Consider the following 16,885-nt stretch of genomic DNA (forward strand, 5'->3'; position numbering starts at 1 on the left):
TAACTCACCAACTTATCGATATTTATATCAAAAAAACAAAACCGGTTTTGTTGCTGGTTATAAAAAATGAGAAAATACATTCTCATAACGACACTCACATTCGATATAACTATCATAGACAGGAAAATAATAGATTTTTTTGAACTGAGTCACTTATTTTGCAATAAACCAAAACCGGTTTTGGCTTCAGTGTTGTTTCTGTGAAGTTAGTCACTTTCTAACTCTGCACAGTATCGTTAAATGCACATCACTTAGTAAGTACTGTGAATCAATGATAGGGCGAACAAAAAATGAACATCTTACTCGCGCATTTCCGCGTAGGGGAAACCGATGGCGTATCACTGGAAATGGATAAATGGAAATCTGCTTTGCAAGCGCTTGGCCATAACATCTATTACCTAGCAGGTAGCCAAGGAAACTGTCAGGCAGAATGCATAGAAGAGTTGCACTACTTGGACTCATTTAATGACCAAATCATTCAAAATGCCTATGTAGAACTCTCTGACTTTACTGATGATGCAGAGCTTATTGCCAGCATACATAAACAGGCAAAGTGTATTGAGGACAAAATAGCTAAAGCGATAGTTAAACTGGATATTGATATTATTGTTCCAAACAATATTTGGTCACTCGGTTATCATCTGCCTGCCGCTATTGGTCTCTATCAAGCGGTAAAATCCACTGGTATAAAAGCGATTTGCCATCACCACGATTTTCATTGGGAACGTGAAAAATACTCCAATCCAACCTGCCCTGCTATAACCGAACTACTTGATTGTTACTTTCCTCCTAAGGACGACAGCATTCAGCATTGCGTCATCAATCATATTGCTCAGAAAGAGTTAAAAGCTCGTCGAGGCATTGAGTCTAACGTTGTGCCAAATGTATTCGATTTTCACAACAGTGACTGGCATATCGATGAGTACAACCAAGATCTTCGTTCTCGATTTAACATTCGCCCTCACGATGTAATGTTCCTTCAGGCAACTCGAATTGTTGCCAGAAAGGGAATAGAACTCGCCATCGATCATATCGCTGCGCTAGAAAAAAATAGAGACGAGTTGGTTGGAAAAACCTTATATAACGGTCAGATATTCACAGAAGAGAGTCGTTTAATCCTGACTTTTGCAGGCATGAGTGAAGAAGCGCCATACTTACAAAAACTGATAGACAAAGCTAAGTCGCTAAACGTAGAGCTTCTGTTTATCAACGATGTGGTTGCTCATTCACGCTCATCTCAGCAAGATAGTAAAATCTACTCTCTTTGGGACGTTTATGCCCATGCAGATATGATCACCTACCCAAGTCTATTGGAAGGTTGGGGAAATCAGTTCTTAGAAGGACTCATCGCTAAACTGCCTATGATTGTCTACCGTTATCCTGTTTATGCAACCGACATAGAACAGAGCCAGTTTGATATTATTGACCTAGGTGACAAACACCAAATTGATGCAAACGGATTGGCGTACATTGATCGTTCAATCAACGACAAAGCGGTTCAACAAACCATTCATTACTTAACTGACGCTAAAGACCGAGCCGACAAAATGGCTCGCAATTACCAGATAGGTGAAGACTCGTTCTCTTATCCAGTATTGCAACGTGTTCTAGAAGGTATATTTAAGGCTTGTTGATTTTTAAGTACCGCGTCATCGCCTGTTTGTGTCGATGAAAAAAAGACCCGGTATTGATTGCCGGGTTTCGTTGAAGTTTTCATCATTCACCCTCCATATGTAAGCACATTTCAAGACAAAACCGATCTCATGCTCGGAGGAGAGTTTTGTTTAAAGTGCCTTTATCGTTTTGTTTTAAATATAGAAAAGCCCAATCGCTGCGACCATTATCAACGCGGTGAGCATCTTATTTTTCCATAGCGACATAGGCTGGTTAATTTGATGACGAAAGAATACAAACGCCAATGCAATGCCAATTATCCCGCGTAATGATTGAACAATATTACCGGACACAACACCACTGAGGTTAAAACCAATCACTAACAAAATGACACCAGAGAACCAAGCAAAACCAACCCATTTAGCCTGATAAACCATTGTTATGCTGACTTTGTTCGTCACCATCAGAGGCAGGCTTAATACGCCAACAACCAGATAGTTTATCGTCATGGTAACCATCACTTTTTCTATCGGAGATGAGCCCGGTACTCGATGAGAGAAATCGGTTACCGCTAGATCTGAACAGCTATAACCAATACAAGCGATAAAAACGAGCAACAGAGGCTTCAATGATATGTCACCAGACATCGTGGAGAATCGCCAAGCCATAGCAACAATAATCGCTATTGCTCCCCACTGCTGTATAGAAAATGATTGTTGCAACACTAGCCAAGAAATTAACGCCAGCACAGGTATCTTCAATGCCAACAATGGTGAGGCAACCGACGCATCACTCAGTTTGATCGCTCTAATAAGTAGATACTGTGCAATTAGATAAGGCAGATTGATTTTTATAAAATCAATATACTGGCTAGGATGAATATATCGCCAATAATCAAACAAAATGGCTGGAATAAGCGCAAAAAATCCCATTGCAGCATGTGTCGCCACAAGCAGTTTTACACCATCAATATTATACTTTTGCTGGCAATTTTGGGTGAGAATATAGTTAATAGCTTGCAGCGTTGCACCAATAAAACTCGCCACTATTCCTATGAACATGAGATCAACCACTGCACTGTCTGCTTATGTTGTTTTAACAATATACTCAAGTAATCTCAAGGAGCTTGTTCAGCCAATAAAACTCGCCCCTTGGGAGCGCATCTTGAGGTCACTTGAGTGTAAATCTCTTAGTTTAAAGACTTTTTACTATTCGTCGAGTTATTACAGATAAAAAAAATCCACCGCTATATAAGCAGTGGATTTCATAATAAGTTAGAGTATTATGCTGTTTCTACTTCAGCATTAGTGTCAGTATTGTAGACAGACGTATCTAACTCACCTTCACTTTTCGCTACCATAACAGAAACCATCATATCTCCACATACGTTCACGGTTGTACGTGCCATATCCAGAACTCGGTCAATACCTGCAACAATAGCCAAACCTTCAATAGGTAGGCCAACGGTAGTCAGTACTAATGAAAGCATGATTAGACCTGCTCCCGGAACACCCGCAGTACCCACAGACGCCAACGTCGCGGTAAGGATAATAGTGACATAATCCGACGTTGCTAAATCAATGCCAAAGGCTTGAGCAATAAACAGCGCACACACACCTTGATACAAGGCGGTGCCATCCATATTAATGGTCGCTCCAAGTGGCAATACAAAGCTAGAAACACTTTTTGACACACCTAGCTCTTGACGCGCAGCTTTTATTGTCGCAGGCAACGTACCTGAACTACTGGTCGTAGTAAACGCCACAGCGGCTGGGTTTGCTAATCCTTTGAGGTATCGAACAGGGCTTAATCCACCTAGTGTGCGAATCACACCGCTGTAGAATACCAATACATGAATCAGGGCACCTAAGTAAACCACGGCAACAACTTTAATCAGTGGCAATAAAACATCTAGGCCGTATTTGCCGGCAACCCATGCCATTAAGCCGAACACACCAAACGGAGCCAGCTTCATCACAAGCTCGGTCAGTTTATACATAGCTTCAGCTAGGCTTTCAAACACCTTAATTGCAGGCTCAGCCTTATCTCCTACTAAAACAAGAGAGATGCCAAGACCAATTGCAAAGACGATAATTTGAAGAATATTACCAGCGGCTAAAGCACCAACTGGATTTTTAGGAACCATGTTCAACAGTGTTTGAACCAATGCTGGTGCTTCTTTTCCTGCTGCCTCAGGATTCGATGCCACCATGTTCAGTCCTGCACCTGGAGTCAATACTGCTGCTAGCACTAATCCAATAGTAATAGCGACGGCGGTTGTTCCAAGGTAGAAAATCACTGCTTTTGCACCAATTCTTCCCATTTTCTGAGTATCTTTCATTGATGTTATACCAACAATCAGTGAACAGAATACCAAAGGAACAATCAGCATTTTGATCGCGTTAATAAATAGTGTACCAATAGGCTTAAGCACTTCAGCATCAGGCCCCATCACGGTACCGACAATCACACCCAGAATCATCCCTACCAGGATTTTTTTCCAAAGTTCAAGTCGAGACCAAGCGCCACCTGTGTTCTGCGCAGTTGTGTTTTTGTTATCCATTGCAAAATCTCTAAAATTATTATTGTAAAAAAGTTGTGTCAATTTCCATTGACACTGAATAACAGCATAAAACCCTATTGGTGTAAATGAATTCTATTAATAAATTTATCTTTTGTGCGTATTTTTCAGTGATATATATTAGTACTAGGTAACATTTATAGATTAAAACACCACAATTATTAACATTTGCAAAACATTTTAATAACGCGTGAATTGTTAGTTTATACTTCTAGTAATAAGCCCATTCAATCTGCTTAACCGTTGAACAGAAAGCGTCTGTTAGAACAAGATGTCGGTCGCTGTCGTTAGATAACCTAAAATTAACCATTAGATAATTACTATACCCAAGTCATCACTAGGTGCCGTTCTCAACCTTTCACTTAGAAATGACATAAGTAAATAACCTCAGTTCGGGATAATTTAAGCCGCTCAGTATTGCTCTTACAGCGTCTGACTTCGTTAAAATCAACGTGATAGAAAAACTATCACTTATAATTTTGCCTTGTCATTCATCTAAAATAGCAGCACTGCGCCTAGTTAAAGCTTAACTTATTATTAAATATGGAGTTTTAACTTTTTTATCCCGAATTGAGATTAAATAAATCATTCATTCAACATTGTGGGAAACATTATGGGAACTTGGATATTCGAAACATTACTCTGGTCAATTGTTACAGTCGCTATCTGCGTTGCCATTTGGGGATTTAGCATGACCAACATCTTGCTCGCCATAGGCGCATCGATTGCAATGTCACTTTTGTTCGGTAATAGCTTACGCTCCTAGCCTGAGTCATGTCATAAGAGTAGTAGAATATGACCTAGTGTTTTCATTAAGTGGGGCAGCCTCACTTAATTAAAACACCCAATAAACATCATAAAAAAAGTAGAGGGTAATACTGATACTGGCGAGACTAACAAAATTACGAACCAGTTTCTGAGATAGATTTCGTGATACTTTCGCTGCGACAAAGCCACCTAATAGCGTTCCGAGCAATACCAAAAAACCTGACTGCCATTCAATAACTCCTTCCCAAATAAACAGAGCAATGGCCACCAATGCGACACATGAGGAAATTAACAATTTAATGCCGTTCATCGCATTAATATTGCTATAGCCCGCCAGCGCTAAATAACTTAATGAAATGATGCCCAAACCGGCATTAAAAAATCCGCCATACAGTGCAACAAAAACCAAAAATGCAGAAAGAGACAGAGTAGCCAGCAGAGAAGCATGGCGATAAGAAGAAGATAGTCTATTAAAATATTGGCTTAGTTTGCCACCATAGATAAACAGCAGAGTGGCAAACAACAGTAACCATGGAATGGCTTCCATAAAAAGGGATTCGGGGGTTTTTAATAGCAGCCATGCTCCAGCTATACCGCCGATAAAACTCAGCAGAATAATTCGGACAATATCGGAGGAATGATCCGCTATATCTTTACGAAAGGCATAGGCACCACTAAGGTAGCCTGCACATGATGCAAACGTATTGGTTGCATTAGCGTGAACGGGGGGAATGCCCACCAACATGAGTGCCGGAAAGGTAATAAAACTTCCTCCACCAGCAAGTGAGTTTAATATGCCACCAAAAAAACCGGCAAAAAACAGTATTGACCATTCAAGTAGCATCCATGCTTCCTTTAATATACTCAGGTAATCTCAAGGTGTTGGTTCAGCGACAATGCCCTCATTTCAGAGCATGGTATTAACTACTTGTTCTCCGCTAACCAAATTCCAAAATCGGTACTCAGTTCAAATGCATCTTCCATCAACAGTGGGCTCGACATCAAATATCCCTGCAAAGTGGTAATATCCATTTGATTAAAACTTTCAAGCATAGAAACCGTTTCGATCCCTTCCACGGTTATAGAGACATTTTTATCCGCACAAATTTTGGTTATAAACTTCATATAGTGAAGAGGTTCATTAGCGCGCATAACTTCGTTCGCTAACTCTTTATCAATTTTAACCTGATCAAAAGGAAGCTTAAAAAAGCTCGTCAAGGAACTGTAACCAGCCCCAAAATCATCCATCGCTAAACTAAAGCCAATCGCTTTTAGCTGCTCCATTTGAGGCTTTATTTGATGTTGATTATCGATAAGAACAGACTCTGTTAACTCCAAAACCACCATTTTAGGATCAACGCCGGTTTGTTGAACTATCTGTTTTGCTTTACGAGGAAAGACTCCGTCTAACAGTTGTAAGGCCGAAACATTAACATTTATCCGTACCTGACTGTTCCATTTATGGTTATATTCTTTTATATATCGCACGCTTGCTCTAATACGCTTTCACCAAGGTGTGAAATTAAACCTTGTCTTTCTGCTACCGGAATGAATTCATCAGGATAAATGGCGCCCATCTCTGATTTTTCCCAACGAGCCAAAGCTTCAAAACTCAAAAGTTGATTGCTCTTCGCACATACTATGGGTTGCAAGCGAATAGATATCTCTTGCTGATCAATGGCCTTTTTAAGCTGGCTTTCAATATAAAAAAAGTGTTCTACTTTCTCTTTATTGGTGGAATTACAGATCGCCCAACGAGCAGGTTCATTCCTAAACGCATACTCACAAGTTTTAGATGCCCAGTTGTACACCTCTTTTGCGGTTTTGTTTTTCGATAAATGCTGATAAGCACCTATGTAAACTTTTCCTACATAAAGCTGACTGGTTTGGTTTGACAAGGAGTGAAATAGAGAGATGAAGGATTGACAACTTTGAGCAAGGTCTTGCTCCGAAACTAAGCTAGTAATGAGTATAGAAAAAGAATCACTGTTGTTTCGGTATGCTGTACTTTGGTAGTGGTCAAACAGTGAGAAGCATTGCAACAGCCTATCTATGATTTCCTCAACAATAGACTCACCATAGCGATTCACATAGGATTTAACTCTATCTAAATGAATATGAATAAGTGTTGAATTACACTCTAGAGCATCAATATCTTGGAGAAGTTTTTGGTGGTTTGGTAAGCCGCTTGCCGAATCGTAATAGCTGAGTTTATTAACGTACGATTCCATTTTTTTCTGCTGGGTGACATCACGATGGTTACCAACAATATAGGAAGCACCACCCTCTTTTTTAATCACACCAGTGGCTTCAATCCAACAAAAGCTGCCGTCTTCTTTTAACACTCGATATTGATTAACAATTCGTTCATCGACGACTCTTTCATCGCTATTGATATCGGTGATTAACGTCAATTTATCTTTATCTAGGGGATGGACTAGCTTAACCCAGTCGGATAACTGAGCCTCATGTGTTGAAAACGCAAATTGTTTATAAAAACTTTGATTATAAAACACCACTTTTCCAGCCGTGTCTTTAACCCAAAGCCCTTCATTAGCACTATCAATCATGCTAATAAAATGCGCAAAACTAGATTGTGAAATATCCAACAAGCCACCAAACAAAACAACGTCAAAATTAGTAAATTATTATCTACAGCAATAGAACAACATTATTGTATTACGTATATGAATTAACTCGAGCTCTAGTCGAGTAAGGTTACACTGTTACGATAACAATAATATGCTGTAAATCAATAAATATTATTTCACAGTGGGTGAAACCCCTACCGCTCACACGTTCCTCGCATATGGATACCTTCAACGACCGCATAAATACCCAGCCTCTCCACGAGAAAATAATGTGACAAACGACAAATATTTCCAGTTTTCCACGTGCAATATCAATTATCCCATTTAATATACAAACAATTGTTTGGTTTGCGGACATATGTTTATGACAGAAAAAGAACAACAAATACTCGCCTTGCTAAGGCAAGATCCAATGATCCCACAGCAAAATCTGGCCGATAAAATGGGCTGTAGTAGAAGTGCGGTAGCCGGTCATATCATGAACCTAACCAGAAAAGGCGTCATACAAGGGAAAGGGTACATTATTGCACCTGACCAATATGCCATGGTAATCGGCGGCGCCAACATGGACCTTTGCGGACGTGCAGAATCGTCACTCGTTGCTGGCGATTCAAACCCCGGGAAACTAACCAGTAGTGCCGGCGGCGTAGGCCGAAACATCGCTGAAAATCTGAGTCGACTTGGAAGTACCGTGCATTTTGTGGGTGCAATGGGAGATGACCTGTGGGGCGACCAGCTGAAAAAAGCCTGCCGTGAAGCAGGGGTTAATGTGGATCACTGCTTAACCGTGACTGGCGCAACTTCTAGCAGCTACTTATCTATTCATGGTCCTGACGGTGAAATGCAACTGGCGCTGAATGATATGGCGCTGATCGACTCATTAAACGCCGCTCAACTGGCTCAGCGAGATGGCGTCATCTCCCGATCAACAGCCATCGTGCTTGATGCCAACCTGAACATAAACGCACTCGAATATCTGTTCCATGTTCATGGTGATAAGCCAATATTGGTTGATCCCGTTTCATCAGTAAAAGCATCTAAATTGCTGCCTTTTCTAAACAAGATACACACATTAAAACCCAACAAATTAGAAGCTGAATTACTGGCAGGAAAAGAGATTAAACAGAAGAGTGATTTACCAGAAGTCGCTGAAATTCTTCACAATAAAGGTATTACTCAACTGCTAATCAGTTTAGGAAGCGAAGGAGCATACTCTAGCCACAACAATGAAGGCCGGTTTATTCCTGCTTCCGCAGTACAAGTTAACAACGTGACCGGCGCTGGAGATGCCTTAATGGCAGGCTTAGCACACGGTTATGTCAGTCATTGGTCATGGGATCACACTGTCGATTTTGCCCTAGGCGCAGCCCGACTTGCTCTTATTGCCGATAACACCATAAATTCAACTATGTCAGAACAAGCGGTTCTGCGTTTATTAGAGGAAAACATCCCATGTTAGAAAACTACCTAGATATTCAACCTGAAGTCGCAGAAGCGTTAGCAAATAATCAACCTGTTGTTGCTTTGGAGTCGACCATAATTTCCCATGGAATGCCATATCCTCGTAACGTCGAAACTGCGTTACTGGTAGAGAAAACCATCCGTGACAATGGTGCCGTTCCTGCCACTATCGCCATTATCGAAGGTCGCCTAAAAGTAGGATTGGACGAAGAGCAAATTACGCATCTTGGTAAAGCCGGTACGGAAGTCACTAAGGTTAGCCGTCGCGATATTCCATTTATCGTTGCAGGCAAAAAAGACGGTGCTACCACTGTGGCCGCAACCATGATACTTGCAGCAATGGCCGGAATTAAAGTATTTGCAACGGGTGGTATTGGTGGTGTTCACCGAGGTGCGCAAGAGACATTTGATATTTCAGCGGATCTACAAGAGTTAGCCAATACAGATGTGGCGGTAATTTGTGCAGGTGCTAAATCCATTCTAGATCTCGCACTAACGAGAGAGTACTTGGAAACACAAGGGGTGCCAGTTATCGGTTATCAAACTGACTCTCTACCAGCTTTCTACACTCGCGAAAGTGAGCATAGCATTGACTATCGTTTAGACAGTGCAAAAGAGATTGCTGCTGCATTGAAAGCTAAATGGCAGCTCGAACTTCATGGTGGTGCGGTTATCGCCAACCCAATTCCAGAGCAGTACGCTATGGCTCCAGAAGTGATCACTAATGCAATTGAAACCGCTCTTAAAGAAGCAGATGAGCAAGGCATTTACGGTAAAGAGTCGACACCATTTTTGCTAGCAAGAGTGTGTGAGCTAACAGGTGGTAACAGCCTAGACTCCAATATTCAATTGGTATTAAACAACGCACGTTTAGGTGCTCAAATAGCGCTAGAATACTGCAAGTAATTACACGCCCAAAAAATAGTAGAATAGCCAATCCATCGATTGGCTATTTTTTTATCAAACATGGTTACGGTCATCGTTTTACAAGTTCACAAGAGCTAATAAAATTCCCCCTTTGTCAGCAGTTAAGTATAAACTAGCTATATTCTCAATTAGTTAGGCAAATTAGCTATGACAGCAACCCAATTTTTCAATGACCTCAATCAGCACTATTTAGATCTTCATGGCAAAAAAGAGCAATTCTTTTGGCAAACCTATATGGGGCTAAGTGACGATCAGAAAGGAGCAACGCAGGCAGAAACGCAATGGAACTCTTTTCTTAGTGATGCAAGCAATATTAGCGCCATCCAACATCATATCGATACGCTCTCCACTCAAACAGATAATGATGAAAATAGATCTACCCTAATTGGTTTAAAAGGTTGGCTAGCGACCTTTAAAGCACATGCCATCGAATCGGATCAGGCGAAAAAACTCAAAGCAGAATTAATTCAATTTGAAGCCGATCTGTTCAGCAAAAAGCAAAATCACGTAATGAGCTATGTTGACGCAAAAGGTGAGAGTTACGAAGGCTCGCTTCCTGTCATGGCTGCCAATATCCGCACTAGTGACGACGAAACCGTACGACGCTCTTCACATCAAGCTCTATTAGATTTGGAGCAATGGCTATTACAAAACGGATTTTTACAGTTAGTGGCACTACGCAATCAATTTGCTCGTTCCCTTGGCTACAATAACTTTTTTGATTACTCCATCGAAAAAACCGAACAGATGACCACAGAACAACTGTTCTCTATATTGGATGATTTTGAGAAACAGACGCGAAGCAATCATTTAGACAGCATTGCAACCCTCGCAAAACAGAAAGGCGATAACGCCATCAAAGGGCATAACTTTGTTTACTCTTTTTCTGGCGATGCAATGCGAGATCTCGACCCATATGTGCCCTTTTCTCAGTCACTGACTCGTTGGGTAGAATCTTTTGGTCGACTTAACATCAATTACTCTCAAGCAGAGCTCACTCTTGATCTACTTGATAGAAAAGGCAAGTATCCAAACGGATTTTGTCACGGCCCGACTCCCTCTTTCTACCAACAAGGAGAATGGGTAGCAGCGAAAGTTAACTTTACCAGCAATGCCAAACCCGATCAGGTTGGCAGTGGCTACGATGGCATAAACACACTGTTTCACGAAGGGGGTCACGCAGCTCACTTTGCCAATGTTAAGATGAACGCGCCATGCTTCTCTCAAGAGTTCGCACCAACCTCTATGGCCTATGCCGAAACACAATCCATGTTTTGCGATAGCCTACTGAGCGATGGAGACTGGCTAAAGCAATACGCAAAAGACGCTGACGGCAATGCCGTTCCCGATCATGTGATTAAAGCGATGATTGATGCTCGACAACCATTCAGAGCATACGGAGAACGAAGCATACTGGTTGTTCCCTACTTCGAACGCGCACTCTATTTGCTAGAAGATCAACAACTGACCGCAGAAAAAGTCACTTCACTCGCAAGAGAGATGGAGATGAATATTCTCGGTCTTGATACCAGCCCTCGCCCATTAATGGCGATTCCACATCTGTTGTCAGATGAAGCGGCTTGTGCTTATCAAGGCTACTTATTAGCCAATATGGCAGTGTATCAAACCCGCCATCACTTCATGAATAAGTTTGGCTATCTAACCGACAACCCTAACATTGGCCCTCTACTTGCGGAACACTATTGGCGTGAAGGGAATAAAGTTAACCATAACACCACCATAGAAAGGCTAACAGGTGAAGGCTTTAATGCCCGCTACTTAGCCGATGAGTGTAATTTATCTGCGGATCAAGTCTGGCAACAAGAGCAGCAAAAAATAGCCTCAGCAGCAACGAGAGTCCGTGCTGAAATCGCGCCACTAAATGCAAGCATACAAGTTGTCGATGGCAATAAGATTCTAGCCAATAACCAACAATCTGATAAAGCGATGTGCCAACAGTTTGAAGAGGCGATTAAAACAGCGTACGGTCGATAAAATTAGCACTTAAATCAATCAGCCAAGTGTATTCATGAACTGAAACACTTGGCTTTTACTGCCATTCACAGGGACAACAAAAAAGCGACCTACTACACAACATTGTGGTACGACCAGTGCAAACCCATCCGTTAAATGTGATAAGATTCATATTGCATAGCCAAAAACGGGATCTTTTCAACAGCGCATTTAACCATCATTTACACTTTTAATATTAAAAATATTTATTGGTAATAATAAGTTTATGCTCTGATGAAACTCTCTATACAGGGTCTTTTAGTATCAGTTCTCTCCTATACATCACTATTAATCTTAGTGATGAGCTCACTATTTTTTTTCGCAAACCGGTTACTGGTCGAATGTATTCCGACGATAGAAGCTGCAGGCCAGATAAAGCTTAATGCCGCATCAGCGCATATGTGGACAGATGAAATTATTGCCGGGGATAAATCACATAACACCGACGCCGTACGTCAACGACTGGACATGGCCGAATGGTATATCGGGGTCATGTTAACCGGAGGAGAAAATGACCAAGGAAAGTATTACGCATTACGAGATGACGATATTTACAACGAGATGTTTCAACTACAACTGCTTTTCACTGACCTTCGACGCAACATTGAACACCAATTAGACAACCCAACCCACTCTTTTTATGGCTCATCAACAGACAAGTATATTGATCAGCAGTTCGCCGAATTTAATTCCCGAATTAGCAAGGTGCTGAGTACCATTAAAACCCACTATCAGCAGAGGGTTACCAGTTATCAAATTGTCAGCGGCATACTGATTTTCGTGTCTATTTTGATCTCCATTTTTATCTATCGTCTGTTATCAAAAAAAGCATGGGAAAAAGAGCGTTCAATACACTCACTAACGGAAGAGAATAGGCACGCTGAAGAGAAAAATCGAGCACTACATATCCAAGCTCATTACGACTACCTAACTGGATTACCTAACCGAATTCACTTTATAGAAGCATTAGATAGCGCCATTACTCATGCTCAACAAAATGGTCGATTCGTAGCAATACTATTTATCGATCTGGACCACTTTAAAGCCATTAATGATAACTATGGACACTCAATGGGAGATCAGCTGTTAAAGGTTGTCGGAAATAGAATTTTAAAAGCGGTCCGTTCCTATGATACCGCCGCTCGAATTAGTGGTGATGAATTTATTATTATACTGCAAGATCAGCCGTCACTATCAGAGTGCATTACCTCCGCTAAAGCGGTCGCCAGTTCATTAATTACCACATTGGCTTCACCTTATTTACTCAACGATTTAGAGTTAAAAGTAACTGCCAGCATCGGTATAGCTATCTACCCAGATGATTGTGCCAACTCAGATGAGCTGATATCTCATGCAGATCATGCTATGTATCACGCGAAATCCATCGGCAAAAACAACTTCCAATTCTTCAATCAAGATATCGACCAAAAATTTTCCCAGCAGATCATGCAAGAAAAACAACGCAAAGAAGCGATGCACTAAGCCAACTTATAGTTTCATCTAAAAAAAAAAGAAGCCTGAAAAAGCTTCTTTTTTACGTTTGGAACTTGTTTAAAAGGAAAACTAACCAGACTTAGTACGCTCAACAGCATCTAACCATCCACGGTATCTGGTTTCCCTTTGTGGCTTTTCCATTTCTGGTGAGAAGATTTTCTCAATCTCTTTTTTATTGACCAGTTCTTCTTTTGACGACCAAAAACCAACGGCTAAACCAGCCAGCAAAGCCGCACCTAAAGCGGTTGATTCGGTTACATTTGGCCTGACGACATTTTTTCCTAAAATATCCGCTTGAAACTGCATCAGAAAATCATTAACAACGGCTCCACCATCTACACAAATATGGTTAAGTGAAAGGCCAGAGTCATCTTCCATGGCTTGCAACACATCGCGACTTTGATAGGCAATAGACTCTAGTGCAGCACGAATAATATGATTACGATTGGTTCCTCGCGTTAAGCCGGTAATTGTGCCTCGTGCTTCAGGATCCCAGTAAGGCGCCCCCAAACCGACAAAAGCAGGGACAACATAAACGCCATTACTATCGTCGACTTTATTGGCAAAATACTCGCTATCGGATGCATCTCGAATCAAACCAATTTCGTCACGTAGCCACTGAATAACAGCCCCCCCCATAAAGACACTTCCTTCAAGGGCATAAGCAACATCATCACCAATTTTATAACCTATCGTTGTCAACAAGCCGTGTTTAGATTCAATCGCCTTCTCACCGGTGTTCATCAATAAAAAACACCCTGTTCCATATGTGTTTTTAGCCATTCCTCTCTTTAAACACTGCTGACCAATTAATGCGGCTTGCTGATCTCCGGCAATGCCGCTAATAGGAATCTTAGTTCCACCACCAATATTGGCGTAGCCATAGACTTCGCTGCACGACTTTACGTCGGGCAACATCTGTTCAGGAATATTAAAAATCTCCAGCAGTTTCTTATCCCATTCAAGCGTATGGATATTAAACAGCATGGTACGAGATGCGTTAGTAACGTCGGTGACATGCGCTTTTCCTGAGGTTAACTTCCATATTAACCAAGTATCAACCGTACCAAAAAGCAGCTCACCTTTCTCAGCTCGCTCTCTTGCGCCTTCAACATTATCCAGTATCCAAGCCACTTTCGAACCTGAGAAATAAGAGTCAATAACCAGTCCCGTTACTTGCTTAACATAGGGTTCTAAGCCTTGCTGTTTCAGTTCATTACAGCGATCTGCAGTACGGCGACACTGCCAAACAATGGCATTATAGACAGGAATACCCGTATTCTTATCCCACACAATCGTGGTCTCACGTTGGTTAGTAATTCCAATCGCGGCAACTTCTTGGTTATGAATATCCGACTGAGCCAATACCTCTGTCAAAGACGAGCGCTGAGTTGCCCAAATCTCCATGGGATCATGCTCAACCCAGCCAGGTTTCGGGTATATCTGGCTAAATTCTCGCTGCGCCTTACTTACAATATTAGAGCTCTGATTAAAGATGATGGCACGAGAGCTTGTTGTTCCCTGATCCAAAGCAACAACCACTTGTTTACTGTTTTCCATCTGCTTTTAAATCCTTAAATTGCTGGTCAATGTTCGCTTTTGTTCGTACAACCATTATCGAAACAAATATTTATCATAAATGCAACATTTATATTATCAAACCTTGCTAACCTCGGATAAATACCCTGAAAATACAATGAGTAAATGCCAATTATAGCAAAAATCATCACTTCTTTTTATGACCAATAAGTAGAAATTTAACAATTACGCTAAAAATATTGTTCGATTTTTATTGAGCACTATGTTTATATAATAACCAATACACTCGAACGAGCATAATGACCACAAAACGAACATAGGTATTAATATGCAGGATAATGAGACGAAATATGATTTAGTTGTTATTGGCGGCGGCATAAATGGTGTTGCAATAGCAAGTGATGCCGCAGGTCGCGGACTAAACGTCGCATTGTATGAAATGAACGATCTGGCCTCAGCCACCTCTTCCGCGAGCAGCAAACTAATTCACGGTGGACTTCGTTACCTTGAGCATTATGAGTTTCGTTTGGTGAGTGAAGCACTCGCTGAACGAGAAGTGCTGCTAAAAAATGCACCTCACCTTGTGGCCCCTCTTCGATTTAGGTTGCCTCACCGTCCACATTTACGTCCGGCTTGGATGATTCGTGCCGGTCTTTTTCTCTATGACAACATTGGCAAGAGAGTGTCTCTACCCGCCAGTCATGGTGTCAAATTTGACCAAAATGGCCCTTTGTTGCCAGAGATGTCTCAAGGCTTTGAATATTCAGACTGCTCAGTAGACGATGCTCGTCTGGTGGTAATCAATGCCAAGTTAGCAGAGGAGAAAGGAGCCAAAATTCACACTCGTGCTCAATGCACTAACGCAACTCGCAACCAAGATGGCTGGTTGATTGATATTAAAGACAGCATAAGCGGTGAAACTCAGCAGGTTAAATGTAAAGCCTTAGTCAATGCAGCGGGTCCTTGGGTTGATAAGTTTTTTGATCAGCAGTTAAAAATGCCGTCACCGCGAGGAATTCGTCTGGTAAAAGGCAGTCATATCATCGTGCCGCGCATGTACCAAGGTGACCATGCCTTTATTCTACAAAACCAAGACCAACGAATTGTGTTTGTACTCCCCTATCTGGACAAGTATTCGGTTATCGGCACCACTGATGTGGAGTTTAAAGGCGATCCCAAAAAGGTAGTAATTGATGATGATGAAATAAACTACCTATGCGATATTGCTAATCAACACTTCATTGATAAAGTTTCACCACAAGATGTGGTTTCGACTTGGTCAGGAGTTAGACCACTGTGTGAAGATGAGTCTTCAGATGCACAAGCCGTTACTCGAGACTACACCATCGAGTTGGATGATGAGTTAGACGATGCCCCGCTACTTTCCATTTTTGGTGGCAAGTTAACCACCTATCGTAAACTGGGTCAGGCCGCGGTGGATCAACTTGCCCCCTACTTTCCATCCATGACACCAGCATGGACAAAAGAGGCCATTTTGCCTGGGGGAGAGTTCACCTCTCGAGACTCTTTACAACTTTCATTCATCAATGCTTATCCTTGGGTTCAAGATGATATTTTAGCTCGCTGGGTAAGAGCATATGGAACACGTGTCAATCTATTCATGGCAGGAAAAGAGTCTCTACAACAGCTCGGTCAACACTTTGGCCACGGTTTATATCAAGCTGAAGTGGACTACCTGATTCATCATGAGTGGGCAATATCTGTAGAAGATATATTGTGGCGAAGAAGTAAACTTGGATTGGAATTCACCTCTAGCGAAATAGAGCAACTGCAAAACTATTTGGATCTGGATAAAAGTAGTGCTGATACGACTGTTAACTCAAGTGTTGATGCTGAAACCGATCAACAACCCGTAAACTACGCATAATTCAATCAC

Annotated in this window: 11 protein-coding genes and 1 pseudogene; 7 read left to right on the forward strand and 5 right to left on the reverse strand. The window is 41.5% G+C overall.

The features are described 5' to 3' along the window. Positions 1 to 290 precede the first annotated feature (290 nt). Positions 291 to 1,634, forward strand: a complete 1,344-nt coding sequence (locus tag CHJ_RS09560; RefSeq protein ID WP_317917549.1) for a glycosyltransferase family 4 protein — start codon at positions 291 to 293, stop codon at positions 1,632 to 1,634. 174 nt (positions 1,635 to 1,808) lie between these two features. On the opposite strand, the gene CHJ_RS09565 is transcribed toward CHJ_RS09560, so the two are convergent. Continuing rightward, a complete protein-coding gene (locus CHJ_RS09565) occupies positions 1,809 to 2,675 on the reverse strand; it encodes an EamA family transporter (RefSeq protein WP_317917550.1) in 867 nt (288 codons plus the stop codon). A gap of 221 nt (positions 2,676 to 2,896) precedes the next feature. Next, on the reverse strand, positions 2,897 to 4,177 hold the full coding sequence (locus CHJ_RS09570) for a dicarboxylate/amino acid:cation symporter (protein WP_317917551.1): 1,281 nt from the start codon (positions 4,175 to 4,177) through the stop codon (positions 2,897 to 2,899). Positions 4,178 to 4,808: 631 nt separating this feature from the next. Between CHJ_RS09570 and CHJ_RS09575 the strand changes: the two genes are divergently transcribed. Then, positions 4,809 to 4,961 carry a hypothetical protein gene (locus CHJ_RS09575; protein ID WP_171753233.1) on the forward strand — a complete coding sequence of 51 codons (153 nt, stop codon included), beginning with the start codon at positions 4,809 to 4,811 and terminating at the stop codon, positions 4,959 to 4,961. A gap of 69 nt (positions 4,962 to 5,030) precedes the next feature. Here CHJ_RS09575 and CHJ_RS09580 read toward each other — a convergent pair whose 3' ends face one another. Together CHJ_RS09580 and CHJ_RS09590 are read right to left on the reverse strand one after the other, a co-directional pair. After that, the gene (locus tag CHJ_RS09580) at positions 5,031 to 5,807 is read right to left on the reverse strand and encodes a sulfite exporter TauE/SafE family protein (protein WP_171753232.1); all 777 of its coding nucleotides are present in this window, start codon (positions 5,805 to 5,807) and stop codon (positions 5,031 to 5,033) included. Positions 5,808 to 5,887: 80 nt separating this feature from the next. Next, positions 5,888 to 7,587: pseudogene (locus CHJ_RS09590) on the reverse strand (EAL domain-containing protein). 331 nt (positions 7,588 to 7,918) lie between these two features. On the opposite strand from CHJ_RS09590, the gene CHJ_RS09595 reads away from it, so the two are divergent. From CHJ_RS09595 to CHJ_RS09610, 4 genes are all read left to right on the forward strand, one after another. Further along, the gene (locus CHJ_RS09595; protein WP_171753230.1) at positions 7,919 to 9,013 is read left to right on the forward strand and encodes a PfkB family carbohydrate kinase; all 1,095 of its coding nucleotides are present in this window, start codon (positions 7,919 to 7,921) and stop codon (positions 9,011 to 9,013) included. Then, a complete protein-coding gene (locus CHJ_RS09600) occupies positions 9,007 to 9,921 on the forward strand; it encodes a pseudouridine-5'-phosphate glycosidase (protein WP_171753229.1) in 915 nt (304 codons plus the stop codon). The genes CHJ_RS09595 and CHJ_RS09600 overlap by 7 nt, the downstream gene beginning before the upstream one ends. 168 nt (positions 9,922 to 10,089) lie before the next feature. After that, positions 10,090 to 11,937, forward strand: coding sequence for a M3 family metallopeptidase (locus CHJ_RS09605; protein WP_317917554.1), 1,848 nt, complete (start codon positions 10,090 to 10,092; stop codon positions 11,935 to 11,937). Between the two features lie 318 nt (positions 11,938 to 12,255). Continuing rightward, the gene (locus tag CHJ_RS09610) at positions 12,256 to 13,437 is read left to right on the forward strand and encodes a GGDEF domain-containing protein (protein WP_317917555.1); all 1,182 of its coding nucleotides are present in this window, start codon (positions 12,256 to 12,258) and stop codon (positions 13,435 to 13,437) included. A gap of 81 nt (positions 13,438 to 13,518) precedes the next feature. On the opposite strand, the gene glpK is transcribed toward CHJ_RS09610, so the two are convergent. Next, the gene (gene glpK / locus CHJ_RS09615) at positions 13,519 to 15,009 is read right to left on the reverse strand and encodes a glycerol kinase GlpK (RefSeq protein ID WP_317917556.1); all 1,491 of its coding nucleotides are present in this window, start codon (positions 15,007 to 15,009) and stop codon (positions 13,519 to 13,521) included. A 307-nt stretch (positions 15,010 to 15,316) separates the two neighbouring features. Between glpK and glpD the strand changes: the two genes are divergently transcribed. Further along, positions 15,317 to 16,876 carry a glycerol-3-phosphate dehydrogenase gene (glpD, locus tag CHJ_RS09620; protein ID WP_317917557.1) on the forward strand — a complete coding sequence of 520 codons (1,560 nt, stop codon included), beginning with the start codon at positions 15,317 to 15,319 and terminating at the stop codon, positions 16,874 to 16,876. Positions 16,877 to 16,885 lie beyond the last annotated feature (9 nt).

This window comes from Vibrio sp. MACH09 (assembly GCF_033238805.1).
In the GTDB taxonomy this organism is placed as follows: Bacteria; Pseudomonadota; Gammaproteobacteria; order Enterobacterales; family Vibrionaceae; genus Vibrio.